This is a genomic window from Riemerella anatipestifer ATCC 11845 = DSM 15868 (assembly GCF_000252855.1).
GTDB classification, from domain to species: Bacteria; Bacteroidota; Bacteroidia; order Flavobacteriales; family Weeksellaceae; genus Riemerella; species Riemerella anatipestifera.
This window is the reverse complement of record NC_017045.1, coordinates 1,346,183-1,371,776: the sequence shown is the minus strand read 5'-3', so window position 1 is coordinate 1,371,776 and position 25,594 is coordinate 1,346,183. Positions and strand designations below refer to the sequence as shown.

Annotated in this window: 23 protein-coding genes; 11 read left to right on the top strand and 12 right to left on the bottom strand. The window is 34.5% G+C overall.

Annotation, left to right across the window (positions count from 1 at the left end):
* Positions 1-5: 5 nt before the first annotated feature.
* The 3 genes from ybeY to RA0C_RS06530 all read left to right on the top strand — a co-directional run bounded on the left by ybeY (position 6) and on the right by RA0C_RS06530 (position 3,349).
* Positions 6-419: an rRNA maturation RNase YbeY gene (gene ybeY, locus RA0C_RS06540; RefSeq protein ID WP_004920434.1), complete on the top strand. Its 414-nt coding sequence runs from the start codon at positions 6-8 to the stop codon at positions 417-419.
* Between the two features lie 176 nt (positions 420-595).
* Positions 596-2,458 carry a tRNA uridine-5-carboxymethylaminomethyl(34) synthesis enzyme MnmG gene (mnmG, locus tag RA0C_RS06535; protein ID WP_004920431.1) on the top strand — a complete coding sequence of 621 codons (1,863 nt, stop codon included), beginning with the start codon at positions 596-598 and terminating at the stop codon, positions 2,456-2,458.
* Between the two features lie 60 nt (positions 2,459-2,518).
* On the top strand, positions 2,519-3,349 hold the full coding sequence (locus RA0C_RS06530) for a class I SAM-dependent methyltransferase (protein WP_004920430.1): 831 nt from the start codon (positions 2,519-2,521) through the stop codon (positions 3,347-3,349).
* A 211-nt stretch (positions 3,350-3,560) separates the two neighbouring features.
* On the opposite strand, the gene RA0C_RS06525 is transcribed toward RA0C_RS06530, so the two are convergent.
* A complete protein-coding gene (locus RA0C_RS06525; RefSeq protein WP_015345384.1) occupies positions 3,561-3,998 on the bottom strand; it encodes a DUF6705 family protein in 438 nt (145 codons plus the stop codon).
* Between the two features lie 115 nt (positions 3,999-4,113).
* Between RA0C_RS06525 and RA0C_RS06520 the strand changes: the two genes are divergently transcribed.
* Entirely contained in the window at positions 4,114-4,992 is an 879-nt protein-coding gene (locus RA0C_RS06520; protein WP_004918508.1) for an IS982-like element ISRa1 family transposase, read from the top strand.
* A gap of 215 nt (positions 4,993-5,207) precedes the next feature.
* Here RA0C_RS06520 and RA0C_RS06515 read toward each other — a convergent pair whose 3' ends face one another.
* The 4 genes from RA0C_RS06515 to RA0C_RS06505 all read right to left on the bottom strand — a co-directional run bounded on the left by RA0C_RS06515 (position 5,208) and on the right by RA0C_RS06505 (position 7,920).
* Positions 5,208-5,774 (bottom strand): DUF6705 family protein, encoded by a 567-nt coding sequence (locus RA0C_RS06515; protein ID WP_004917547.1) that lies wholly within the window; start codon positions 5,772-5,774, stop codon positions 5,208-5,210.
* 18 nt (positions 5,775-5,792) lie between these two features.
* The gene (locus RA0C_RS06510; RefSeq protein ID WP_014411302.1) at positions 5,793-7,037 is read right to left on the bottom strand and encodes a hypothetical protein; all 1,245 of its coding nucleotides are present in this window, start codon (positions 7,035-7,037) and stop codon (positions 5,793-5,795) included.
* Positions 7,038-7,058: 21 nt separating this feature from the next.
* A complete protein-coding gene (locus RA0C_RS10565; protein WP_013446983.1) occupies positions 7,059-7,232 on the bottom strand; it encodes a hypothetical protein in 174 nt (57 codons plus the stop codon).
* Positions 7,233-7,398: 166 nt separating this feature from the next.
* On the bottom strand, positions 7,399-7,920 hold the full coding sequence (locus RA0C_RS06505) for a hypothetical protein (protein ID WP_013446982.1): 522 nt from the start codon (positions 7,918-7,920) through the stop codon (positions 7,399-7,401).
* Between the two features lie 370 nt (positions 7,921-8,290).
* On the opposite strand from RA0C_RS06505, the gene RA0C_RS06500 reads away from it, so the two are divergent.
* A complete protein-coding gene (locus RA0C_RS06500; RefSeq protein ID WP_013446981.1) occupies positions 8,291-9,844 on the top strand; it encodes a M20/M25/M40 family metallo-hydrolase in 1,554 nt (517 codons plus the stop codon).
* 80 nt (positions 9,845-9,924) lie between these two features.
* Here RA0C_RS06500 and RA0C_RS06495 read toward each other — a convergent pair whose 3' ends face one another.
* Both RA0C_RS06495 and RA0C_RS06490 read right to left on the bottom strand, forming a co-directional pair.
* Positions 9,925-11,388 (bottom strand): RagB/SusD family nutrient uptake outer membrane protein, encoded by a 1,464-nt coding sequence (locus RA0C_RS06495; RefSeq protein WP_013446980.1) that lies wholly within the window; start codon positions 11,386-11,388, stop codon positions 9,925-9,927.
* A 20-nt stretch (positions 11,389-11,408) separates the two neighbouring features.
* A complete protein-coding gene (locus RA0C_RS06490; protein ID WP_013446979.1) occupies positions 11,409-14,354 on the bottom strand; it encodes a SusC/RagA family TonB-linked outer membrane protein in 2,946 nt (981 codons plus the stop codon).
* 248 nt (positions 14,355-14,602) lie between these two features.
* Here RA0C_RS06490 and RA0C_RS06485 point away from each other — a divergent pair, with 248 nt between their 5' ends.
* Positions 14,603-15,607, top strand: a complete 1,005-nt coding sequence (locus tag RA0C_RS06485) for an adenosine deaminase (protein WP_004917553.1) — start codon at positions 14,603-14,605, stop codon at positions 15,605-15,607.
* A gap of 54 nt (positions 15,608-15,661) precedes the next feature.
* On the opposite strand, the gene RA0C_RS06480 is transcribed toward RA0C_RS06485, so the two are convergent.
* Both RA0C_RS06480 and RA0C_RS06475 read right to left on the bottom strand, forming a co-directional pair.
* On the bottom strand, positions 15,662-16,159 hold the full coding sequence (locus RA0C_RS06480; protein WP_004917554.1) for a hypothetical protein: 498 nt from the start codon (positions 16,157-16,159) through the stop codon (positions 15,662-15,664).
* A gap of 74 nt (positions 16,160-16,233) precedes the next feature.
* Positions 16,234-17,424, bottom strand: a complete 1,191-nt coding sequence (locus tag RA0C_RS06475) for a phosphoglycerate kinase (protein WP_004917555.1) — start codon at positions 17,422-17,424, stop codon at positions 16,234-16,236.
* Between the two features lie 743 nt (positions 17,425-18,167).
* On the opposite strand from RA0C_RS06475, the gene RA0C_RS06470 reads away from it, so the two are divergent.
* A complete protein-coding gene (locus tag RA0C_RS06470; RefSeq protein ID WP_013446978.1) occupies positions 18,168-19,070 on the top strand; it encodes a DUF3078 domain-containing protein in 903 nt (300 codons plus the stop codon).
* A 77-nt stretch (positions 19,071-19,147) separates the two neighbouring features.
* Here the strand turns inward: RA0C_RS06470 and RA0C_RS06465 are convergent, their stop codons facing one another.
* Together RA0C_RS06465 and menD are read right to left on the bottom strand one after the other, a co-directional pair.
* Positions 19,148-21,280, bottom strand: a complete 2,133-nt coding sequence (locus tag RA0C_RS06465; RefSeq protein ID WP_004917557.1) for a S46 family peptidase — start codon at positions 21,278-21,280, stop codon at positions 19,148-19,150.
* 88 nt (positions 21,281-21,368) lie between these two features.
* Positions 21,369-23,042 (bottom strand): 2-succinyl-5-enolpyruvyl-6-hydroxy-3-cyclohexene-1-carboxylic-acid synthase, encoded by a 1,674-nt coding sequence (gene menD, locus RA0C_RS06460; protein WP_004917558.1) that lies wholly within the window; start codon positions 23,040-23,042, stop codon positions 21,369-21,371.
* 118 nt (positions 23,043-23,160) lie between these two features.
* Between menD and RA0C_RS06455 the strand changes: the two genes are divergently transcribed.
* Positions 23,161-23,661, top strand: coding sequence for a superoxide dismutase family protein (locus RA0C_RS06455; RefSeq protein WP_004917559.1), 501 nt, complete (start codon positions 23,161-23,163; stop codon positions 23,659-23,661).
* Positions 23,662-23,724: 63 nt separating this feature from the next.
* Positions 23,725-24,156: a nucleoside deaminase gene (locus RA0C_RS06450; RefSeq protein ID WP_004917560.1), complete on the top strand. Its 432-nt coding sequence runs from the start codon at positions 23,725-23,727 to the stop codon at positions 24,154-24,156.
* 4 nt (positions 24,157-24,160) lie between these two features.
* On the opposite strand, the gene RA0C_RS06445 is transcribed toward RA0C_RS06450, so the two are convergent.
* On the bottom strand, positions 24,161-24,529 hold the full coding sequence (locus RA0C_RS06445) for a helix-turn-helix domain-containing protein (protein WP_004917561.1): 369 nt from the start codon (positions 24,527-24,529) through the stop codon (positions 24,161-24,163).
* A gap of 106 nt (positions 24,530-24,635) precedes the next feature.
* On the opposite strand from RA0C_RS06445, the gene RA0C_RS06440 reads away from it, so the two are divergent.
* Together RA0C_RS06440 and RA0C_RS06435 are read left to right on the top strand one after the other, a co-directional pair.
* The gene (locus RA0C_RS06440) at positions 24,636-25,130 is read left to right on the top strand and encodes a hypothetical protein (protein WP_004917562.1); all 495 of its coding nucleotides are present in this window, start codon (positions 24,636-24,638) and stop codon (positions 25,128-25,130) included.
* Complete coding sequence (locus tag RA0C_RS06435) at positions 25,102-25,560, top strand: hypothetical protein (protein ID WP_004917563.1); 459 nt, start codon at positions 25,102-25,104, stop codon at positions 25,558-25,560. The genes RA0C_RS06440 and RA0C_RS06435 overlap by 29 nt, the downstream gene beginning before the upstream one ends.
* The last annotated feature ends 34 nt before the right edge of the window (positions 25,561-25,594 follow it).

The following is a 25,594-nucleotide window of genomic DNA, read 5'->3' as shown; positions in this document are numbered from 1 at the left end:
TAAAAATGATACAATTCTTTTTTGAAGAAATAGAGCCCATTAGTATATCTACCGACATCAGCAAATGGCTAGAGCAAATCATCTTATCAGAGCACAAAAAGCTAGGTAAGATAAACTATATATTCTGTGATGACGAGTATCTACTCAAAATAAATCAAGACCATTTACAGCACGATTATTACACTGATATTATTACTTTCGACTATGTTAGGGGAAACACCATATCAGGCGATATTTTTGTATCTTTGCCGCGCATTTCAGACAATGCCTCTACCCTATCCAAAGACTATCAGTCAGAATTCCTAAGAGTATTAGCTCACGGCGTTCTGCATCTCTGCGGATACAAAGACAAAACAGAAGAAGACATCAAAGAAATGCGAAACAAAGAAGACCATTATATCAATCTATTTTTAAAATAATTGTCTTTTTTAGAAGCTATTTCCCGCTGTACGCTCATACTCCTCGCTTCGCCGCTCCACTTCGTTCCGCGGCTTCACTGCGGGGTATCCGCTGCCATCGGGGCTAGTTACAAAAACTGTAAAAAAAATGTTTCACGTGAAACATTTTAAATTTAGATAAGAAACAAATACATATAATGATAAACGAAGTATATGACGTTATAGTAGTAGGAGCAGGACACGCAGGTTGCGAAGCAGCCGCAGCCGCAGCCAATCTAGGCTCCAAAACACTCCTTATTACTATGAATATGGAAACCATAGGCAAAATGAGTTGCAACCCAGCTATGGGAGGTATCGCCAAAGGGCAAATCGTAAGAGAAATAGACGCTATGGGAGGCTATAGTGGTATTGTAGCAGATAAATCTGCCATACAATTCAAAATGCTCAACCTATCCAAAGGACCCGCCATGTGGTCGCCTAGAACTCAAAACGACCGTATGCTCTTCGCAGAAGAATGGAGATTAGCTCTAGAAAACACACCTAACCTAGACTTCTTCCAAGATATGGTAAAACAACTCATCATAGAAGGGAACAAAGTTGCGGGAGTCATCACTTCGCTAGGGATAGAGATAAAAGGAAAATCCGTAGTATTAACCAATGGCACATTCCTTAATGGACTTATCCACGTTGGCGACAAACAACTAGGCGGCGGAAGAATGGGCGAACCAAAAGCCTTCGGCATTACCGAGCAGCTTGTAGATTTAGGATTTACCGCAGGAAGAATGAAAACAGGAACTCCTCCTAGAGTGGACGGAAGAACTCTAGACTACTCCAAAATGGAAGAACAACCCGGAGATGAAAATCCTCAAAAATTCTCCTATCTAGACACTCCAAGACTTACCAAACAACGCTCTTGCCACATTACTTATACCAACGAAATTGTACACGATATACTCCGTTCAGGGTTTGACAGAAGCCCTATGTTCAACGGGACTATCCAAAGCCTCGGACCTAGATATTGCCCAAGTATAGAAGATAAAATCAATCGTTTTGCAGAACGAAACAGACATCAACTATTTGTAGAACCCGAAGGTTGGAAAACCATTGAAATCTATGTAAACGGATTCAGCTCTTCCCTACCCGAAGACATACAAATAAAGGCAATGAAACACATTCCTGGCTTTGAGAATGTAAAAGTATTCCGTCCAGGATATGCCATAGAATACGACTATTTCCCTCCTACACAGCTTAATCATACCCTAGAAACCAAAATCATAGAAAACCTCTATTTCGCAGGGCAAATCAATGGAACTACTGGTTACGAAGAAGCCGCAGGACAAGGGCTTATAGCAGGTATCAACGCTCACAATAAAGTACACGAAAAAGAAGCCTTTATTCTCAACAGAGATGAGGCTTATATAGGTGTACTCATCGACGACCTCATCACCAAAGGCACAGAGGAACCTTATAGAATGTTTACTTCTCGTGCAGAGTACAGATTGTTACTTAGACAAGATAATGCCGACATTCGTTTAACAGAAAAATCTTATAAACTAGGTCTTGCAAAAGAAGAAAGACTACAAAAAGTTGAGGACAAAATAAAGAAAAGCGAAGAATTAGAAGACTTTTTAAAGGATTATTCCTTAAAACCAAAACAAATTAACCCTATACTCGAAAGTATAGAATCTTCTCCTGTAGACCAAGCCTACCGTGCCTCACAAATTCTTACCAGACCTAATATGAAATTGGAACTTCTGGAAGAAATAGAAGAGATAAAAAATACGAGTAGAAACTATTCGGACGAGGTAAGAGAACAAGCAGAAATCAATATAAAATACAGAGGTTACATAGAAAAAGAAAAAGAAAATGTAGCCAAATTACACAGATTGGAAAACATCAAAATCCCCGAAGATTTTGACTTTACAAAAATCAATAGTCTTTCTGCCGAAGCTAAGCAAAAACTCAATAGTATAAAACCTAAAACCATAGCACAAGCCTCTAGAATAAGTGGCGTTTCCCCTGCTGACATCAATGTGTTACTTATATTTTTAGGAAGATAAATATTTGCACTCGTTGAATGTTTCACGTGAAACATTCAACGAGTTTTTATTAGAATTTATATGAAGATAAAAGACCATTTTCTTTCTCAAGAAATTTTTGAACTTAAAGAAACCTCCATTAATGGTATCTTAAAAACAGAGCCTGTACCTGAAAATATTGGCAAATATTACGAGAGTGATAAGTACATTTCCCATCATCAGGACAGTGGTAGTTTAAAGGAATTTGTTTATAAATTTATACAAAGTTTCAACATTAAATACAAGGCTAAAATAGTTAGGGAAAATCTTTCTGCTCCTAATTCTAAAAACTGTAAAATTTTAGACTACGGTTGTGGAGCAGGTGAATTTATAAAATCCCTAGAAAATAAATACATTACTTACGGCTACGAACCCAACGAAAAAGCTAGAAACTTCGCTAAGAAAAAAAGTTTTAAAACAAAATTTATAGACTCTCTGAACGAAATAGAAGATAATACATTAGACATTATAAGTCTATGGCATGTCTTCGAACATATAGAAAATCAGAAAGAAATACTAGATTTATTCAAGCAAAAATTGAAATCTGATGGAACACTCATTATTGCTGTTCCCAATTATAAATCTTACGACGCCGAAAGATACCAAGATTTTTGGGCGGCTTATGATGTGCCTAGACACCTATTTCATTTCTCAAGAGAAGGAATGGAAACACTAATGCAACAGGAACAACTTAAAATAAAAAAAATAGCACCTCTCCTACTTGATGCGTTTTATATTTCTATACTTAGCGAAAAATACAAAAAAAATAAACTTTTTTGGCTTTTTGGAGGTATCTATGGAGCGATTTCTAATTTTAAAGCGTCAAAAACGGGAGATTTTTCTAGTTTGATATATATAGTCAAAAAAAAATAGAAAATGGATTTTTACCCCATTTATTAAAGTCGTTTTTTTGTAAAATTTACAAAAAGCCCAACTTTATAAAGCTGGGCTTTTATGTACTCTATTGCTTAATCACAAAAATAGAATTTTGTGGTAAAGTGGTTTGATAAGTTTCATAATTAGGACATCTTTCAGGATTATACCAAATTTTATCTCTATCAAAAAATATCCTCATTTTATTAGGCTACTTAGAATATACTTCCATAAATACCACTCCAGAATCATTACATTCTGTATTGATTATTAAGTTCATCATGTAAATATTTCTTTGAAAATTATCTCCATGAAAATAAATTTTATCATCATTTCTTTCTGATAAAGTACTGTATGTTACCTTTCCATTGCTATCTTGTACCTGCATTCTTCCAATCAATAAATCTCTATATAAACCTTTTCCACTACCATATTTGATTCTTTTGTTAAATTTAAAAGTATAAATTTTACCATTATATGTTCCTTTCCATATGCCCACAAATTTATCTAACCTATTATCTACATCTTTTACATAAGTGAGATATTCTAAATCAGGACAACCTTCGGATTGGTAGTTAGGTCTATTAACACAATCTTCCAATTGCTTTAGTGTTCCTATTGATTGTTGTGTGTAAACTATATTTACCAAGAATACCGTTAGTAAATAACTTAATATTACCCGTTGTGCATTATGAAATGAAAAAAACAAGAGTTGTTTATTAGACTGAAAATCAGTATATTGTTTTTGCTATAAAACGATATAAATGAACAACTTAGAGCAAATATATGAAAGAATTTTGGAAGTTTTAGGACTTTTTTCAGAAAATCAACTGATTAGTTATCAGAGAAGAACACCTAAAATGAGCGATTTAGAAGTCATAAGTCTTAATATTACTGCTGAATACTTGAGTATTGATAGCGAATTACAGTTATTTAGAAAATTGCCAAACTCTCTGATAAACAAAATTGAAAGAAGTGTTTACAATAAGCGAAAACGAAGACTATCCCTACAAACAGAGCAAATTAGACAGCGTATTTCGATGGAGTTCAATGAGTTTGAAGATATTTTTATCGTTGATAGCATGCCAATGAAAGTTTGTGAAAACGCTCGTTCTACTCGTTCAAAAATTTGTAAAGAGCAATCCTATTCTTCACCAACATATGGTTATTGTGCTTCACAGAAATTATATTTCTATGGCTATAAACTACACGCAGTATGTTCTTTAAATGGTGTGATTAAGAATTTTGATATAAGCCCTGCATCCGTTCACGACATCCACTATTTAAAAGATATTGGTGAGCAAATGCGAAACTGTACTTTAATTGGAGATAGAGGCTATTTATCAGCAAAAGTTCAAATAGATTTATTTAACTATGCTAATATTAAATTAGATACACCAATGAGAAGTAATCAGAAAGATTATATTCCTCAATTTTCATTGTACAAGAAAAAGCGAAAACGAATTGAGACATTTTTCTCTCAACTTTGCGACCAATTTATGATTAAAAGAAACTATGCTAAAACTTTTGAAGGCTTTAAAACAAGGATAATCAGTAAAATAACCGCCGCAACGGTTATTCAATATATCAATAAATTTATCTTCCAAAGAAAATTAAATCATCTAAAAATCAGTATTATTTAAAATGCACAACGAGTTTAATATTATTTTTTTCATTTTTTTATGTTTTTAAAAATTATGGGCAGTCACTAGACTGTATTCTGTTGTTATTTCCCAAAGTTTTATTTTCTACAGTACCATTATTTTAGTCTTATACAAAGATATACCTTTTACTTTCATCTTATCTTTTAACTTTATAAAAGAAAAACCCAGCATAGTATATACTGGGCTTTTATGTCCTATTGCTTTGTTAGTATAATCTCTTCATTAGGTATGGTTACTTCATAAGTTTCATAATTAGGACATCTTTCAGGATTATACCAAATTTTGTCTCTATCCATATAAAGACGCATTTTGTTAGGTTGCTTAGAATAAACCTCCATAAACACCACTCCAGAATCATTACATTCTGTATTCGCTATAAAATCCATCATATAAGTTCTTCGTTGAAAGGTCCAGCCACTAAAATAAGTTTTATCATCATCTTCATTAAAGGTATTATAAATAATCTTTCCATTTCTATCTGTGATTTTAAGCCTTCCTATCAAAAAATCCCATCTTACCTCATATTTATCATCATTTAATTTTTTTACAAAATTAAATTCATATGTTTTTCCATTATATATTCCCTTCCATGTACCTACAAATCTATTTAAATCACCGTTAATATCTTTTGCATAAGATACATCTTCAGGAATTCCATTAGGAGATTTTGAGTATTCGTATGCTTGGGCTAATGATATTGTTCTTTGGGCATTAAAACAATGTACTATACCCAAAAGTATTATTAATATTATTTTTTTCATTTTTTATATTTTTAAAAATTATGGACAGTCACTAGACTGTATTCTGTTATTATTTCCTAAAGTTTTATTTTGCACAGTGCCATTATTTTTAGTCTTATACAAAGATACACCGTTTATTTTCATCTCATCTTTTAAAAATTTTAAAAATTTCAATTCATGGCTACCCCTAGATCTTTTCCAAAATTCTACCATTTTATTCCCCCATTCTCTTGTATTAAATCCTGTTTTAATATCTTCAGCAGTACCTGTAAATTTAATGGTATAAATCCCATCACTGGAGACCATAGTTCCGTATAGGTCGGCATAGTTACCACTTGTTTGCATTTGTGCCATGGTCATTAGGGCATCTACATCTGCAGGAGAAAACATCTTGATGGGTTGCCTTATTTCAGAATTGCCATATTCGTCTACACGCCCCGATTCATACTCATTAACATGAGTGTGGATATAGCCTTTAGTATCCTCATTGATATTGATTCTCAACCCATCTGAATGTCCTGTAGAAGCACTAGGTGTAAGATTTTCAAATGTCCCATTTTTATTCTCTTTGTAACCTGTTTCATAAGTTCTGTTAAGAACAGATGCCCTATTAAGCTCCTCTATTTTGCTTCTGTATCCTGCACTAGAGTTCATTGTCTTCATTTTTTCGCAAGGGTCTGTGGGAGGGTTTTGTGGTGGAGGTGATTGGCTACCACCGCCACTACCACTGCCATCATCCGATTTACACATATCATACATACTACAACCTCCTCCTCCATCAATCCCCCTTCCTGGATTATGATCACCGTACCAAGGAGATGTGCTACCACCGCCACCACCAATACCTCTACGCGGAGGTGGAGAAATAATAACCCCATCTATCACACAATTATCATAATAACTTCTCTTTTTATTACAAATACCCATAGGTAATAGCTCAAAGAGATTATGCTTGTTTACTTTAAATACATATCTATCCCTATACTTTTCCTCAAATAGATGCGCATTGGTTTTATAAATATCCGTATCAGGTTTTAAACTGTAGAAATGAACCTTGGTCTCATCTTCCGAAAGTACTCCTGCTACTAACTCTGCTACCTTACCTCCTTTTATCCTAGGGAATACTACCCACCTATCTCCATTTTTCTCAACAATAGTCTGAGAGCGGATATTAAAATCTATATAAGCTTCGGCTTCTACTGCTGTTGGTGCTACTTCATTCTTTTTAGAAAGTACCCTAAGACGCTCTAGTTGGCTCCTCCCTGATAGGTTTTTGCTATGCAAACTATCATACCGTAATACCAACTATGCAAATCCACTAGGGTAGTCTATCACTTCATTATCAGTTTTCTTCGTAAAGACACTGAACTTCTTCGCCAAATCCTCTTGCCGTTTGGCATTGGTTACCATGTCGTCTGCCCTACAACCTGTTAATAACAACAGACCGAACAGACCCAAAATAGTTAATTTTTGTTTCATATTTTATCTTTTTTGTTATTGTTTTTTTATTAGGTTAGTCCCCTTCGGAACGGACTTTTATCCCGTAGTTTACGACCTGTTACCCCCTTATCAACCCCTTTTTTATCCCTTCTGGAGGGGGCGGGTATCTAAATAACGCCTCCTGCACCCCTAAAATAGCCCCTCCCTATAGTAAGCAAGGGGAATTAGAGGGGTTAGTTAGTCTGTTCGGAGGGCTTAGCAACGGGGCTTTTGCCCTTCCTCCGGGGTATTGTTGCTTAAGGTCGGTGTAGATAATGCCCGCTCCAGGGTCGTTATTGGTAGCTGCCACCTTTATCGCACGGTAAAACATCAGGGCAGCACCGTCCAAATCGTAGCCCAAGAGGAGATTGGTATCCTTCATTAGTTGCAGTTGTTGGTCTAGGAGGTTGATGAGTTCGTTGAGCTGTTTGTGGGCGGCGTAGTCTTGGTCGAACTCCGTTTTGTCCACATAAGCAGGGACTTTGGTCGGGTTGGCGTCCATTTGGAGCTTCACACGGTCTATCCAAACCTCCTTTTCGTACTTTACCCGCCCGAAACCTTGCCTTTCCGTAGGCGTAAGGCTCTTTACTTTACCTTCTAAAACACTAGCAATGGTGCTGATAGCGTCTTTCACTTTTTTGATTTCTTCTGTACTGAAGTTTACAGAAATGGTGTTCTCTTGTGCCATTTTTACTTGTTTTTATTAGGTTGATACTACTTTTACTAAAAATCACATACTATTTTAGCCTCTAATGAGATAAATAGGTAATGATTTTTAACTTTCGATGATAAATCTATAAATTGCATTTCGATTATGCAAATTTTTGTTTTTTTAGCTGAAATCTCTTTATTTATGGGATATATCGATGAGTTACTTAGCCATCATCTTGTAAAATTCTAATGCAAAAATAGGCGGGAAGAAAGGGAAATAGGTATTTCATAAAAGGAAACGCGAATTGCCAATTACAGTAGTTTCAGTTACTTATCAAAGTTTTAAATCCATCACAAGCTCTAAAAAATAATTCTTATTTTCACGGAGTAATTTTAAACTAAAGACTATGAAGTGTACTTTAAAATCTATGAGTGCTGCTCTGTTATTTTCTATCACGACAGTAGCCTTAGCTCAAAGCTCCCACCCTATTGTAGAAAAAATGGTAGACGAAACCTATCAAAATTCTCAATTAGAAAAACTGGGATACGAGCTAATTGATAAAATAGGACCGAGATTAGTGGGAAGTCCAAAAATGCAACAAGCTCACGATTGGGCAGTAAATCAATTCAAATCTTGGGGAATTTCGGCAAAAAATGAACCTTGGGGCGAGTGGCGTTCTTGGGAAAGAGGCACTTCTCAAATCACTCTTACACAGCCTTACATCAAATCTTTGGAAGGGAGACAACTGGCATTCAGCCCTGCTACAACAAAAAATGGAGTGGAAGCAGAACTTATTACAATGCCTGTATTTAAAACCAAAGCCGAGTTTGATGCTTTTTTAAAAGGGGTAAAGGGAAAAATTGTAATGATTAGCCCATACGAACCTAGCGGAAGACCTGATTATAACTGGAAAGAATATGCTACGGAAGAGTCCTACAAAAAATATAAAGAAGAGGCTGAAAAAAGAAATAAGGAATGGGCTGCTTCTATGAAAACCATTAACTATACAACACGCACCATTCAGAAACCTATCGAGGAAGCAGGTGCAGTAGGCATCGTTATGTCCACTTGGAGTGGTGGGTTTGGAGTTAGTAGAATTTTCAATGCCACTACATCTAAAATCCCTGTTGTAGATATTGCGTTAGAAGATTATGGTCAGCTTTACAGAATGGTACAATATGGCGACCGCCCTAAAATCAATCTAAATGTTCAAAGTAAAAACCACGGCACTGCTAAAACTTTCAATACAATAGCAGAGCTCCCTGGTACTACACATAAAGACGAATATGTTATCTTGTCTGCCCACATAGATTCTTGGGACGGTGCATCTGGTGCGGTAGATAATGGCACTGGTGTTATTACTATGATGGAGGTAGCTCGTATCCTCAAAAAATACTATCCTAACCCTAAAAGAACTATTATAGTTGGTCTATGGGGAAGCGAGGAACAAGGGCTAAATGGCAGCCGTGCTTTCGTAGCAGATAACAAAGATAAATTACCGAAAATACAAGCTGTTTTTAACCAAGACAACGGTACTGGTAGGATACAATACATCAATGGTTCAGGCTTTGTACACGCCTACAATTACCTCCAAAAATGGATTGCCCCTGCACCTGAATACATCAAAAAAGAATTAAAATATACCTTCCCTGGTTCTGCAAGTGGCGGAAGTAGCGACCACGTTTCTTTTGTGGCTGCTGGTGTACCAGCCTTTATGCTGGGCTCTTTAACTTGGGCATACGGTACTTATACTTGGCATACCAATAGAGATACTTACGATAAAATAGTTTTTGATGATTTAAAGCACAATGTGGCACTCATCGCTACAATGACCTATATGGCGAGCGAAGACCCTGAACAAAGCAATCGTGAAAAGATGGTTTTACCCATCAACCCGACCACAGGAAAACAATACGAATGGCCTGAAATTAAAGAACCTATCCGTAAAGGCGGGTTTTAGACATTTTTTTACTAGTTTTATAAAATAAAACCACCCTAAAATTTAGGGTGGTTTTTCATTTTTGTGTTTTAATTAGAATACTAATTCTGTTTGATAAGAGGATTTGCGTTTAGCTCTCTTCTAGGTATTAAGAAAGTCCAACGAGAGTCCCCTGCTGATACCTCAAATACATTATTAACTACAACACTATTATGATTGCTGCCTGTTCTGTTAAGAGGTTGGTTAAGTCTCTTTAAATCTAAAAATCTAAAGCCTTCTCCCCACAGTTCTATACGGCGGCTGTCTAATATTTCGTTGATATAAGCTTCTCCTGTAGCAGTAGTAGCTACATAAGCTGGATTTCTGTTTTTAGAAAATTCGGTAAATACAACCTTAGATTCAGGTTCTTTGCCTAATCTTGCTAGAGCCTCTGCTTCTATTAAATACATTTCAGCAGCTCTCATATAAGGCACATCCATTCTACTATCTCCAGTACCTACTGCTAAGAATTTTTGACTAGTATAAGGGTACTTAGCAAAATTGGAAGGTAAACTTAAACTTAGGTGTTTTCCTGTAGGATCCACTACTTGCGTTCTCACATCTGTGCTAGGAAACTTGCTGTAAAGCAACTTATTCATAGCCTTTGGATTCTGTCTGATATTAGTAGAACTAAAATTTCTAGACATATAAGCCCCGAAATTAGCAAAATAGGCTGTTTGATCTTCTTTAATAGAGCTACCCCAAATCCATTCTGAATTATCTAAGCTGTTAAAACCAGCCTTGTAAGTACTATTGCTCATTAAAGTAAAACCTTGTCTTGCTAGTTTTGCCTGCTCAGCAGCCTCTTTGTAATTTCCTAAAACTAGTGCTACTCTTGCTTTGATACCTCTTACCACTTCAACATTAAAGTGTGATTTATGTACCCTACTAATTCCGTTTAAAAGTTCTATTGATTTATCCAAATCTGCATTGATTTGTTTATATACTTCCTCAACGGAAGACCTTGCTAACGGGTCATCATTAGGCTCTAACCTCAACGGAATACCATTAGGATTAGGCGTACCATCGTATCTCTTAGCGTACAATTGTACTAATTGAAAATGACAAAATGCTCTGAAAGCATAGGCTTGACCTAAAGCATTATTTCTAGTAGTTTCGCTTCCGGAAGCATTATCTCCCCCATTTATCAAAACATTGGCATTTCTTATCAGTTTATAATAAAATCTCCAAGGATATGCGACATCAGCAGAATTTTCATCTTGAATACTCACCCATCTCACAGCGGATACATACCAGTTATTTCCCACACTAGGAAATACCAAATCATCTCCTAAAGCGTCCGTCATAATCATAATGCCTGACTGCCCAGATTGTGATTGACTACCCTGACTGGTATACATACTTCGGTGCATACCGTTTATAGATAACATCATATTATCCGCTGTTTGAGTAATACTTTCTGCTGAAATATCACTAGTAGGAACCGTTTCAAGATAAGAATCTCTACAAGATTCTGCCGTTAAAAATACTCCTAATAGAGAAGTGTATATTAAAAATCTTTTCATTGTAATACTTGTTTAAAAAATTAAAAATTAGTAGAAAAACCAAAACTAATAATTCTAGCAGGTGTAAATCTATTAGCCGTAACACCTGAGAAACTTTGTGCTGGTTCTAGACCTTTTCTAGCTGTTTTAGACCATATATTTTCTCCGTTAACAAATATCTTAAGATTATTAACCCCTATCGGATTTACAATCTCTCTAGGCATTTCGTAAGATAAAGTTACTTGTCTTAAAGTAATATAATCCGAATTTACCAACCATCTACTAGAACCTACCCCTACACTTTGGTAATTAGATGCATCTAGCCTAGGCACATCTGTTACATCACCTGGTTTTTGCCATCTTCTAAGTATATCTGTACTAAGAGCATCTCCTTGAGGATAAGCACTCATAAGACCTCCATAATTACTGTCATAAGTCTTACCTCCTAACTGATAAGTGAATAATGCAGATAAGGAAACTGATTTGTATCGGAATGTAGTTCCAAAGCTACCAAAGAGTTGAGGTATAGCACTTCCCGAATAATCATACTTTGCATCATTATGGTTTGTAGTTACTTTTACTCCATTTATTTCTCTAAGAGTAGTTCCTCCTTTAGCTATAGCTTCATCGGAAGCATAGAATAACCCCATACCATCAGCTGGGTCTACTCCATACCACTGTCTTAGCCAATAATCATAGATAGATTTTCCCACCATATACTTTTTCGTTCCTACTATTCTTTCATCTTGAGGGAATTTAGTAATCTCGTTTTTAAGAGTTGAGGCATTCACATTAAGGTTCCATTTAAAGTTATTTGTTTTAATAACATCTATACTAAGGGCTACCTCTATCCCTGAATTTACTAATGCTCCTGAATTTTCATCTCTACTAAGGTTACCAGAAGAATCTGGTTTTGGTACAGATAAAATAAGTCCATCTGTACCTCTCTTGTAATATTCTACACTACCTGTAATTCTGTTATTAAAAAATCCAAATTCTAGAGCAGCGTCTAATTGTGTATTACTTTCCCACGTTAATTGTGTATTACCTACGCTACTCATCATTACTCCTGCATAATCTCCATTGTTATAACCTAGACTATAAAAAGGTTGCCAAGCATAATAAGAGACATCTGTGCTATAGCTACCATCATTACCCACTTGCCCGTAAGACCCTCTAAGTTTTAACTGACTTATTGTAGAATTACCCTTTAAGAAATTCTCTTGGTCTATTCTCCATCCTGCTCCTAATGACCAAAATGTAGCCCAACGAACATCTTTATGGAACCTAGCAGACCCATCTCTCCTTACAGAAGCCGAAAGTAGATATTTTCTGTTATAATCATAATTTAATCTAGAAAAATAAGATTCCTTAGGTAAAATTCTATCATAAGAAGTTAAATTGGTAGGTGTTACAAAATTAACTAACTCATCATTATTATCAACTACTTGATTTGTCTTACGACCATAAACATACTCATATTTGTAAGAAATATTTTCGTGTCCCAATAGTACATTCAAATTATGATGTCCAAAAGATTTATCATAATTAAGTAACTGATTAAAGGTAATTGTGCGTGATTCTGTAACAGTTCTTGATGCCGCCCCATTAGGCACTGCATCGCCTATAATCTTATTACGATAAGCTATTCCTTTATAATTTCTTAAGTCATAACCCACATTGGTAGTGAATGTTAATTCTGGTAACAATTTAAACTCTCCAAAAAATCTTGAATTAATATTATATATTTTATCATAATTTCTGTTCAGTAATGTTTCTTGAATGACATGTCTACCTCCAGCCGCTCCTGCTCCTCTCTTATCTCCTGCATCATAAACACGATTACCTTCTTTATCATATATATATCCTCCGGTAATTGGGTCATGAGCATAAACATTATAAATAGGTCCTATATTTCTAGTCCAATTAAATGGATTAACATAAGAACTATTATTATCTACTCCATCTATAGCTTGGTTAGAAAATGAGTTGGAATAAGCCAAATTACTACCTACCTTAAACCAGTCTTTAATTTGGGTATCTATATTTAATCTAGCTGAAATTCTCTCATAGTCTGAACTCAAAGCGTAAGCATCTTCTTTAAGATATCCAAATGATGCATAGTAAGTCGTTTTATCTGTTCCCCCACTATAATTGAAATCATAGTTTTGTCTCATACCTACCTTAAAAAACTCCTTTTGCCAATCTAAATCATCATATATTAAAGATGCATTAGGATTTAAAACTCCATCTATTACTAACTGGTTGTCTGGGACATTATACACATTATTTTTCAAGACATCGGGTATCAATGTTCTAGAAGCGTAAGCATTAGCATCTGCCAACGACATCGCTCCACTAGGTTTATAAAGTTGTCCGTTTCTTATAGCCTCCCATACTATTGGATAATATTGAGCTGCATTCAATCGGTCATATTCAGGAATAGATCTCGTAGATATACCAGTACTTGCACTAAAATTAAACTGAGATCTTCCTTTTTTTCCCTTTTTAGTAGTAATCATAACCACCCCATTAGCTGCACTAGAGCCATACAAAGAGGTCGAAGCTGCATCCTTTAATATATTCAAAGATTCTATATCATCAGGATTTAGATTAGCTATATTTCCATTATAAACCGTTCCATCTACTATAAACAAAGGGCTATTGTTTGAGCCTATGGAACTAAATCCTCTGATTCTAATTGCTGGACCACTACCAGGCTGCCCTGTACTTGTAGAAACCTGTACTCCTGGGGTAGCTCCATCTAGAGCTTGAGCTACATTAGTTAAAGACCTTTGAGCTAAATCTTTTGCTTTTATTTCGGCATTTGCTCCTACTACCGTTTCTTTCCTTTGCTTACCATAAGCCACTACTACTACTTCCTCAATTTCTTTTGTTTTCGTAGAATCTTTTTTCCTTTGTCCATAGACTTCGTTTCCACAAAGCACCAATGACAAAGAAAAAACAGTAATAATTGTTTTCTTCATAATGTCAAAATTTATGTTAATACAGTTCCTAAATAACTACTGCAATTTATACATTATGTATCTATTATGCAAATTTTCATTTTTTTACTGAATCCACTATGGTTTAATAATACTTTTGCTATTACTATTTAATTTTTCCAAAAAACAAGTACAAAAGTCAGTGAAATAAAATAATAATATCAGTTTTTTATAATATAAATAGTCAAAATCACTACATTTGCTCCCTTTTTTATTTAAAATAAAATATTATGAACATCACAGAATACATTAAAAAAATACCTAAGGCAGAACTTCACCTCCATATCGAAGGGAGTTTTCAACCAGAACTAATGTTCAAAATAGCCCAAAGAAACCAAGTTAAAATTCCTTATCAAACAGTAGAAGAAGTCAAGAAAGCCTATCAGTTTTCGTGTCTTCAGGACTTTTTAGATATTTACTATGCAGGGGCAAGTGTGCTTCTCTACGAGCAAGATTTCTATGAACTTACAATGGCTTATTTTGATAAGTGTGCAGAAGAAAACATTGTGCATACAGAAATTATGTTCGACCCTCAAACCCACACTAAAAGAGGCGTTTCGTTTGGGACGGTTATAGGTGGTATCCAAAAAGCAAGAGAGGATGCTCAAAGCAAATATGGCATCTCTTCCCTACTCATAATGAGTTATCTAAGACATCTTTCTGAAGAAGATGCTTTTGAAACTTTGGAACAATCTCTTCCTTACAAACCTCTAATCACTGCTGTGGGATTAGATTCTTCGGAAAGAGGTAACCCACCTTCTAAATTCCAAAGAGTTTTTGAAGCCTCTGTAAAAGAAGGTTATATCCCTGTGGCTCACGCTGGTGAGGAAGGTCCAGCAGAATATATATGGGAAGCTCTAGACCTTATCAAAATAAAAAGAATAGACCACGGAAATAACTGCTTATCTGATGAAAAGTTGGTAAATAGATTGGTAGAAACCGAAATGGCTCTCACGGTATGTCCGCTCTCTAACTTGGAGCTTAAAGTGGTAGAAAATCTAGATAACCACCCACTTAAAAAAATGCTTGATTTAGGGCTTAAAGTTACCGTTAATTCTGATGACCCTGCTTACTTTGGGGGTTATCTCAACGAAAACTTTATACAAACTGCAAATGCCTTGGATTTAAACCAAAATGATATTAAAACTCTAGTGAGTAATAGTTTTAAATACTCTTTCCTCCCAGAAACTGAAAAACAGAAATACCTTTCTCAAGTAGAGAATTTTAGTATTTAAAAATAAAATAGACCTCATTTCTGAGGTCTATTTTATTTTTAGTAATAAGATAAATTATTTAGACTTTAATGCTTCTGTATAATTTATTTTTCCTTTCTCGTTGTATTCTTTAACTACAGCATCGTTGCTTGTAAGTAATACATTAAGGTTATCATTTTTCTTATCGTACAAAATAGTAGTCATATAATCTGAACAATTATTCTTTTTACAACCTGTAGTTTTATATACATCATTTTCAGATACTACTGGTGTTTCTACATTAAAGTTAGCTACAATTTCAGCATATTTATCTCCTGTTAATGTTTTAATTCTTTCAGATAAATCACTCTTATCAAGAAGTCCTAAATCTTTAGGGTACTTACCTACATTTTGAGTTAAAACATTTTCAGCAACTACTGTAGCTACCTCTTGGTTTTCTACTTTAGTGCTATCACTAGCAACAGCTTCTTTCTTTTCGCAAGTTTCTTTGCAGTCTCCTTTACACTTATCCTTACAAGAAGTGAAAGCTAATGCTGCTCCTACTAATACTAAACTTAAAATTGATTTTTTCATAATATTTTATTTTATTAAATTAATTCCATTCCGTCATGGCAAAAACCATTCCTTTTTTACTTTTTTTAAGAAATTTATTTATTAATGGCTGCTACCCCTGGAAGCTCTAAGCCTTCTAATGACTCTAGCATAGCTCCGCCTCCTGTGGAAACATAAGATACTTTATCAGAATAATTAAACTGCTTTACGAATGCCACACTATCTCCCCCACCTACTAATGAGAATGCACCTTGTTTAGTTGCCTCTGCAATGCTGTCTCCTAAGGCTTCTGTACCCGCAGAGAAATTAGACATTTCAAACACTCCTAACGGACCGTTCCAAAGTATTGTTCTAGAATTCATAATAACATCATTGTTAAGTGCTCTAGTTCTTGCTCCTACATCTAAGCCCATCCAACCTTCTGGTATCTCGTTAGAATCTACTTCTTGAGTTTCTGCCTCGTTGCTAAAACTATCTGCAGCTGTTACATCTACAGGTAAATAAACTTTTACATTTTGCTGTTCTGCTTTTTGCAAAATTTCTAGAGCTAAACTCATCTTATCTTCTTCTACCAAAGAGTTTCCTATTTGTCCTCCTTGAGCTTTAATAAATGTAAATGCCATACCTCCTCCTATAATAAGATTGTCCACAGCTGGCAATATATTTTCTATAATGGTAATCTTGGTAGATACTTTAGAACCTCCAAGTATAGCAGTTACTGGTCTTTCTCCAGAACCTAATACTTTGTCTATAGCTTCTAGTTCTTTTTCCATCAACAAACCGAAAAATTTAGTTGAAGGGAAAAAGTCCGCAATAACCGCTGTAGAAGCGTGTTCTCTATGAGCAGTACCAAAGGCATCATTCACATAAGCATCTCCTAATTTAGAAAGTGACTCTGCAAAGTTTTTATCTCCTTTTTCTTCTCCTTCGTAGAAACGCACATTCTCCATCAATAGCACTTCTCCTGCTTTTAGTTCGGCGGTCATTTTTTCGGCCTCCTCTCCTACTATTACGGGGCAAAATTTAACTTCTCTGCCTAATACTTTAGAAACTTCTAGGAGAATATGTTTTAGAGAAAATTGCTCATCTACTTGTCCTTTAGGACGCCCTAGATGGGTTAGGATAACCACCGAACCACCGTCGTTAAGTATTTTATCTATACTAGGCTTTGCCGCTTGTATTCTAGTATTGTCTGTAACTTCTAGTTTTTCGTTTTGAGGTACATTAAAATCTACTCTTATAAGGGCTCTTTTTCCTTGGAAATTATAGTCTTTAATTGTTTTCATAATTACTTTTATTTAATTTTTTCTGCTTCACAAATTTAAGATTTATCTGTCTGAAAAACTAAAATTTTTGGCACAAATATTTCACAATCCACACGAACAACATTCATCAATAACATTATTTTTTTAGATATATATTTGTAAAAAGAAGATTGTTGTATGTTGTTAAGTGTTGTGATTTTGTGGATAAGTATTTCTCTTATTTTTCATCACATATCATAGGTACTTAATTAACATTTTATAGACAATATAAAGACTTATAAATTAACCTTTTGGGGTACTTACTAACATAATGTGGGTAATTATAAACTATCTTGATTTGGGATAACTATCCTATGGAAAAACCTTAAAAATATTCTCTCAAAAAAACTAAAATTTGATTTGGATAATATTTCAAAATGTAGCAATAGAAAAAATATTTTGAAATTATAAGACTTAGTTTTCCTATCTTATCCACAATAGTATTAAAAGATATTAACAAACTTATCCATATAGAAATATTTATTTGTAATTGTGATATTTATAACTATATGAATTATTTATATGATTGATTATCAATATCGATAATATTAGATATAACCTATTTGTAATTGTGAGTAAAATTAAAATATAGAGGTTCATATAATATAGATGAAAATAGGATAATAGAGTTTTTTAATGTACTAGCTAAGTGATTGAAAATAAAATACAATTGTATTTTTTGAAAAGGTTTTTGTACTTTTGCCCCTTCAAAAATAATTATAATAATGAAAAAGACACTTCTAATGGCGTTGGCTTTTGTAGGTACAGCGGCGTCGGCACAAGAAACAGTATCAGATAGTACCAAACATTGGTCTATAGTAGGGCAAAATACACTTATGCTTAACCAAGCGGCTTTCTCTAACTGGGTAGGTGGTGGAGCCAATAATGTGGGTTGGTTAGCAGGTACTAACTACAATATGACTTATGAAAAAGGTAAAGACCTTTGGGAAAATATAGTGGTATTGGGTTATGGGCAAAATAATACTAAAGGTGTAGGTACCAGAAAAACTCAAGATGTTATCAATCTTTCTTCTAACTATGGTAGAAAGATTTCTCAAAATTGGTATGCATCTGCTGGAGCTAGTTTACAAACTCAGTTTGCTCCTGGATATGAGAATGGTAATGACCCTTCTGCTAAAAAAATATCTAATTTTATGGCTCCTGGCTATATAATGGCTGGTGCAGGTTTTACTTATAGACCTAATGAAAACTTTACAGCAACATTGAGACCTGCTAATGCAAGATGGACCTTGGTATTGGATAAGGATTTGCAAAGAGCTGGAAATTTTGGTTTAAAACATGATGGAGATTCTTCTCTATTCCAGTTTGGTTTCTTGGGAACAGCCGTTTACAAGGTACAGCTGATGGAAAATATGTCGCTTATCAATACAGCTTCTGTATTTTCTGATTACCTTAATCACCCTGAAAGATTGGTATTAGGATATAATGGAGTACTTAATATGAAGATTAATAAGTATGTTTCTTCCGTAATTACACTTGATTTATTATACGACCACAATCAAATTAGAAAGACACAAATGAGACAAACTCTAGGTGTTGGTTTTGCTTATAATATTAATAAAGGAGTTAAAAAATCTGATACTAAGGATAACCAAAGCTGGAAATAGTATTATAAACATAATAACAATAAAATAGGATGTATCAAAGCTTGATACATCCTATTTTATTAAGAAAAAACAATCAATTATTTAACTAGTTTCATTTCTTCTATTAAGTTTTTAGCACCTGCGTATTTGTCTATTACCCAAAGTACAAATCTTACATCTACATTTATAGTTTTCTGTAATTTAGGCTCGAATACGATATCTCCACTTAGAGCTTCGCTATTTCCATCAAAGGCAATACCTATTAAATGACCGTTAGCATCTATCACTGGAGAACCTGAATTTCCTCCTGTAATATCATTATCAGATAAGAAGTTTACAGGCATATATCCTGCCTTATCTGCATAGATACCATAGTCTTTATTTTTGTATAGTTTTAATACTCTTTGTGGTAAATCAAACTCCTCATCTCCTTTTTTGTACTTAGCGATAAGACCTTCCATATTAGTGTAGTAATTATTAGTAACACCATGATAAAGTCTATCTGAACGGAATGGAAGTGTATCTACTTTACCGTAAGTTAAACGCATTGTAGAGTTAGCATCTGGATAATATTTCTTCTCAGGAACCGCTTTTCTAAGACCGTCTAAGAATAATCTAGTATTCTTATCAAAAGCTTCTTCTACTTTTACATAAGTTTCCATTTGAAGTCTTTGGTCTGTAATGTAAGCGTTAGCCCATTGATAAAGTTTATCCCCATCAATTTTAAGCCTATCAGGATTATTAAGGAATTGAGTTGCAGACTGCTTATTAGCAAATATAGAAGCATAAGCTAAATTAGCAAGCTCTGATGCGTTAGAACTAGCTAGTGTTTTAGATTGAGCTTCTTTTTTTACTCTTACTTGGTACAGACTTACTAATTTACTTAACATTTCTCCTTCTAGTTGAACATCAAAGTGTTCATAGTAGTCATTTATTGCTTTTTCAAGCTCTGGCTTCATTTTATCTTGCCCAGCTTTATCTTGGTCTGCATAAGTTTTAAATAAGCTTCCTAAACGGTAAGCTACACCTATGTACTTAGCATTTCTTTGTAAGATAAGGCTATAGTTTTTCTCCACATTTCTATCAGATACTTGGTTATAGTAAGCTTTTATTTCATTAAGTACATTACCATAAGTAGCATCATTAGCTGGCTGAACAGCCCACTGCAAGTATCTGTTTTCCAAATCCTGCTTTTCTCCAATAGTACCATTTTTGTTAACAGCCTCTATAGTACCAGCTCTGTTCTTCCAATAGTTAGCTACAGAAGCGTATTGAGAAGCATAACCTAATCTTGTAGCATCATCTTTATCCATATATTTTTTCATAATGTCCATAGCGGCTTTGGAGCCATCTACCCACGCTGGATAATCTTTATTAACAAGTTGAGAAATACCGTAAGAAGTTAAATATCTATTAGTTCTCCCTGGGTAGCCCATTATCATTGCAAAATCTCCTGGCTTTACTCCTTTTAAAGAAATAGGAAGAAAATGTTTTGGCTTAAGAGGAACATTATTCACATTGTATTCAGATGGGTTTCCGTTTTTGTCTGCATATACACGGAAGATACTAAAATCCGCTGTATGTCTAGGCCACTCCCAGTTATCTGTATCTCCACCATATTTACCCAAAGATGCGGGAGGTGTACCTACCAAACGAACATCCGTATAATCTCTGTACACGAAGTAATAGAACTCGTTACCATTAAAGAAATCCTTAACAACAACGGTATATTTACCATTTTCAGAGTTTTCTTTTTTGATAGCTTCGTATTCAGCTTTTATGATAGCTTCTCTTTCAGAAGCAGTCATATTATTATTAAGCTTAGAGTTAATGCGTTCTGTGGCATCTCCCATTCTTTCCAAAAATCTTACATAAAGCCCTTTAGCATTAAGTTCTTCAGACTTTTTCATTGCCCAGAAACCATTGGTTAAGTGGTCTTTTTTAGGTGTAGAAAGTGCTGCTATAGCACCATATCCACAGTGGTGATTGGTAAAAATCATACCTTCTGGAGATACAATTTCACCTGTACAAAAACCGCCAAAACTTACAATAGCATCTTTAAGGCTGGAGTTATTAACAGAGTAAATTTCTTCAGGTGTTAAACGAAGCCCTTGCTTCTGCATATCCACACCATTTAATCTTTTAACTAGCATCAGAAGCCACATACCTTCGTCTGCTTTCGCTTGTAGGAAACTCAACAAAAATGTGAGTCCAAGAAACAATCTTTTCATGTTAGATTTATAATTTTAAATATTTAAAAAGTTCAATGGGCTAAATTAAGCATTTCAAAATAAAACAACAAATTGAGAGAATCACTCATCAATCCAGTTTTAAACTTTTAAAATATGCTTTAAGCACCTCTTCCGAAGAAGCATTTTTGGTATAAATTTCCAATATTTTAGGTTTAGCATCAGGGGAGAAGAAATGAGGTAAACTTCGTTCTACAGTTATCAAATCTTCCGCTCTGAAGTACGAAAATCCAAAATGCTTAGCAATAGTTTCGGCATTTTTGGAGTGCTTGGTAGCGATAAACTCATCCATTGCATTAGTAGTATCAGGTCCTGGTATGATACGGAAAATATTGCCTTCTCCATTATTGAGTATAATAATCCTAGTGTAAGGCGGGATATACGGATTCCAAAGACCATTGATATCATAGAAAAAACTAATATCTCCTGTAATGAGAAGTGTAGGTTTTTCGTTAGCAATAGCAAAACCCATAGCCGTAGAAGTGCAACCATCTATACCGCTAGTTCCTCTGTTACAGTAGATTGTATTTTGATACTGAAAATCAAATAGCTGAGCATACCTTATAGCTGAACTATTAGAAATGTGGATATTGTATTCTTTTGGTGTGTTTTGGGTGATAATTTCAAAGCATTTAAAATCAGAAAACGGTGCTAGAGAGACATATTCTTCATGCTTAGCATCTAGTTTATTTTTAAGACCCTCCCAAAGATTAAAATAGGTTCTTGGCTCTAGATTGATACCTTGTATAAGTTTTTTAAAGAACTCTTCGGCTTTGGTTTCAATTTTTCTATTAAGTACAAAATAGGTATCTGGGTGCCAATGCTCATCTATATGCCAATGGTTCTTGATTTGGGATTTTCTTAGAAAATGTTTTACCTTTTTAGAAACTACATTTTGCCCAATAGTAATAAGTAAATCTGGAGCATAATTTGGAAAATCTTTCTCCTCTAAATTAAAAATATAACGGTCTATATGCCCAAAAAACTTCTCGTTGTGAAGGTTAGAATTAACCTCCGTTAAAACCACCGCTGTATGATTTTTAACCAACTGAGAAAGATAGGCTTCCAGCTCTGGATTTTTATCCAAAGTCCCCGTAAGAATCATTATCTTTTTGGAGGTATTCCATTCTGCTACCAAAGTAATGTCTAGCTCAAAACTATTGTTTTTGCTTTCTTTTTCTATGGTAGGCATTACAGGAATTTCGGATACCAAATTGTATAAAGGCTCCTCTAAAGGAATGTTAATATGCACAGGACCTTGCTTCTCTAAGCAAAGTTCTATGGCTGTTTTAATGGTTTTAAAATTATGCTCATCGGCTTCTTCGTGGCTATCTTCTAAAAGTTGAAAATCTCCGTAAGAATGCTGTTGAAAAATCTGATTTTGTCTAATGGTTTGTCCATCAAAAATATCAGCATAATCAGAAGGTCTATCGGCGGTTAGTAACAACAAAGGAACATTTTGATAAAAAGCTTCTACCACTGCAGGGTAATAATTAGCCACTGCAGAACCACTAGTACAAGACAAAGCCACAGGCTTTTTCTGGCTTTTTGCCATACCTAATGCTACAAATCCTGCACTTCTTTCGTCCACTATGCTGTAAGCATTAAACTCTTCAAACTCTGTAAAATGTATTGCCATTGGGGCATTTCTAGAGCCTGGAGAAATTACAATATTACTGATGCCATATTGAGACAGCAAGTGAGCCAAAATTTGCACACTGCGTTTAGAGGTATATTGTTTCATAGAAAAACTTAAAAACTTAATGCAAAGGTAAGGTATTTTTGAGGTAAGGAAGAATGTAGTGCCGTGTAAATATTATATTTATAATATTTTTTTTAACTTTATCAAAAAATTTAATCAAATGAAAAAACTAAGTTTGTTATTAGGAAGTGTTTTTGCTCTAACCTCTTGTGTTACAAGTAAAACCTATACCATACAATCTAAAAGTAATACCAATACAAAAGGTACAGCTACTTTTACCCAAAAAGCTAAAACAGTTACTTTGAATATAGATGTTCACAACCTAACGCCTGGTAAACACGCCATTCATATTCACGAGTTTGGAGATTGCTCGGCTAAAGACGGTTCTTCTGCTGGTGGACATTGGAATCCTACGGGGCATCATCACGGAAAATGGGAAACTGAACATTTCCACAGAGGAGATATAGGAAACCTCAATGCTGATAAAAACGGACATGCAACGCTTACATTTAGTACAGATAAATGGTGTTTGGGCTGCAAAGACGAAACTAAAAATCTTTACAATAAATCTATCATCATCCACGCTGGAGAAGATGATTATCGTACTCAACCCACAGGTAATGCAGGTGGAAGAGTGGGCTGTGTAGAAATAAAGAAATAATTAGAATACAATATTTTAGGCGAAGTGATAAAAAGGTTGCTTCGCCTTTTGTTTATAACAGATATGTTTACAGATGAATACTTTATGCGAATGGCCTTTCAGGAGGCTTTAATTGCGTTTGAAAAAGACGAAGTGCCTGTGGGCTGTGTAATTGTACACAATGAGAGAGTAATTGCTAGAGGTTACAATCTTACAGAAACTCTAAACGATGTTACTGCCCATGCAGAAATGCAGTCCATAACTTCTGCGGCTAACGCCCTAGGAGGCAAATACCTTAAAGACTGTACTATGTATGTTACATTAGAACCTTGTACTATGTGTGCAGGGGCTTTATTTTGGTCTCAGATTTCTAGAGTGGTTATAGGCGCTAGAGACGAACATAGAGGCTTTCTAAAGCAAAATATCAACCTTCATCCTAAAACCCAAATTTCCATTGGAATTATGGAAGACGATTGCCGCAATCTAGTAAAAGAGTTTTTTAAATCTAAAAGGTGAGAAATTAGTGTACAAGTTCTTTCAAAAGGACTATTATATCATCTTTTTCTTTTATTCTAGCTTCGTAAGATTCTATCAACTTTTGGGTAGCTTCCTTATTTTCTATATGTAAATTTTGAACATACCCGTTACCATAAGAGCCTTCATAGTTATTTTGAGTTTGAATGCTCAATCTGTTTTCGTTGAAGAACTCTGTAATATCCGTTTCTAATATTTCTGCTATTTTGGATAATCTTTCCACAGTTACCTTAGTATTTTCATTTTCTAATCTCGCATAAGACGCTTGACTTATGTTGAGTTCTTGTGCTACATACTCTTGAGAAAACCCTTTTCTCTCTCTCAACCTTCTTATATTAACTCCTATTTTATTCATATTATGTATTTTTATATCCAAAAAGCGTATACAAATATACAATTTTTAAAATTTCAGCCAAATATTTTTTTTGACCTTTGTAGAAAACAATTTCTAAAGCAATGTTATGAAAACTAAACATTTATCCTTTTTATTATTTCCTTTGGTAGTATCTTCTTGTAGTTCATGGGTAAGAATAGGAGATTTAACATCTGTAAGTAACAGAAATATAGATGACAGCAAAACTTATGTACTATTAAGTAGAGAGGTTGAGAGTATTGCCGATTCTGGCTCAGACGCATTGGAACAAGCAGTAGATAATCTCACTAGAAAATATGAGGGAGAATTTTTAAGAAACGCTAAAATCTTTGTAAAAGATGATGGTAAAAAAGTGAAAGTGATTGGAGATGTTTGGGGAATTCAAAATACAAATGTTTTAGTAAATGTTTCTGCTAAGTCTGATGTTAATTTAGAGCTCGGCGACACAGTAGCTTTCAAATTGAAAGAAAAAATAATTGAAGGAAAGATAATAGGCATCAGCACCAACTATTGCATTGTAGAATATAATGGAGGTAAAAAAATAGAGTTGGCTTATGATAAGGTTACAAAAACAAGTAAATAGCAATAAAATGAGCAGATATTTATTATTAGTATGTTCTGTATTGTGGTTAGTTTCTTGTACTAGGACAGAGAGTGTATTGGAAGAAACCTCATCTTCATCAACGACAAAAATAAAAACTTCCACAGCAGTAAAAATAAATGTGATTAATGGTAACAACGAGCCTCAAAGTGGCATTGTAGTTATGATGTTTAAATCAAAAGTTAAAGCCGATGCTCCTCTACCCACAGTTGAAAAGGAGGTTGTTTCAGATATAAATGGAGTTGCAAATTTTGATTTATCCTCTTATATACAAGAAGATACAGAGCAAATTTATTATTTTGAAGCATTTAGAAAACAAGGTGATAAATATCTTTTAGTAAGCACTACTCATCCTGAATTTAAAATCAAGAAAAATACTATAAAAACCACAGCAATTATTATTAAACAATAATTTTGAGGAAAACTATGAAAAAATTTCGTACTAA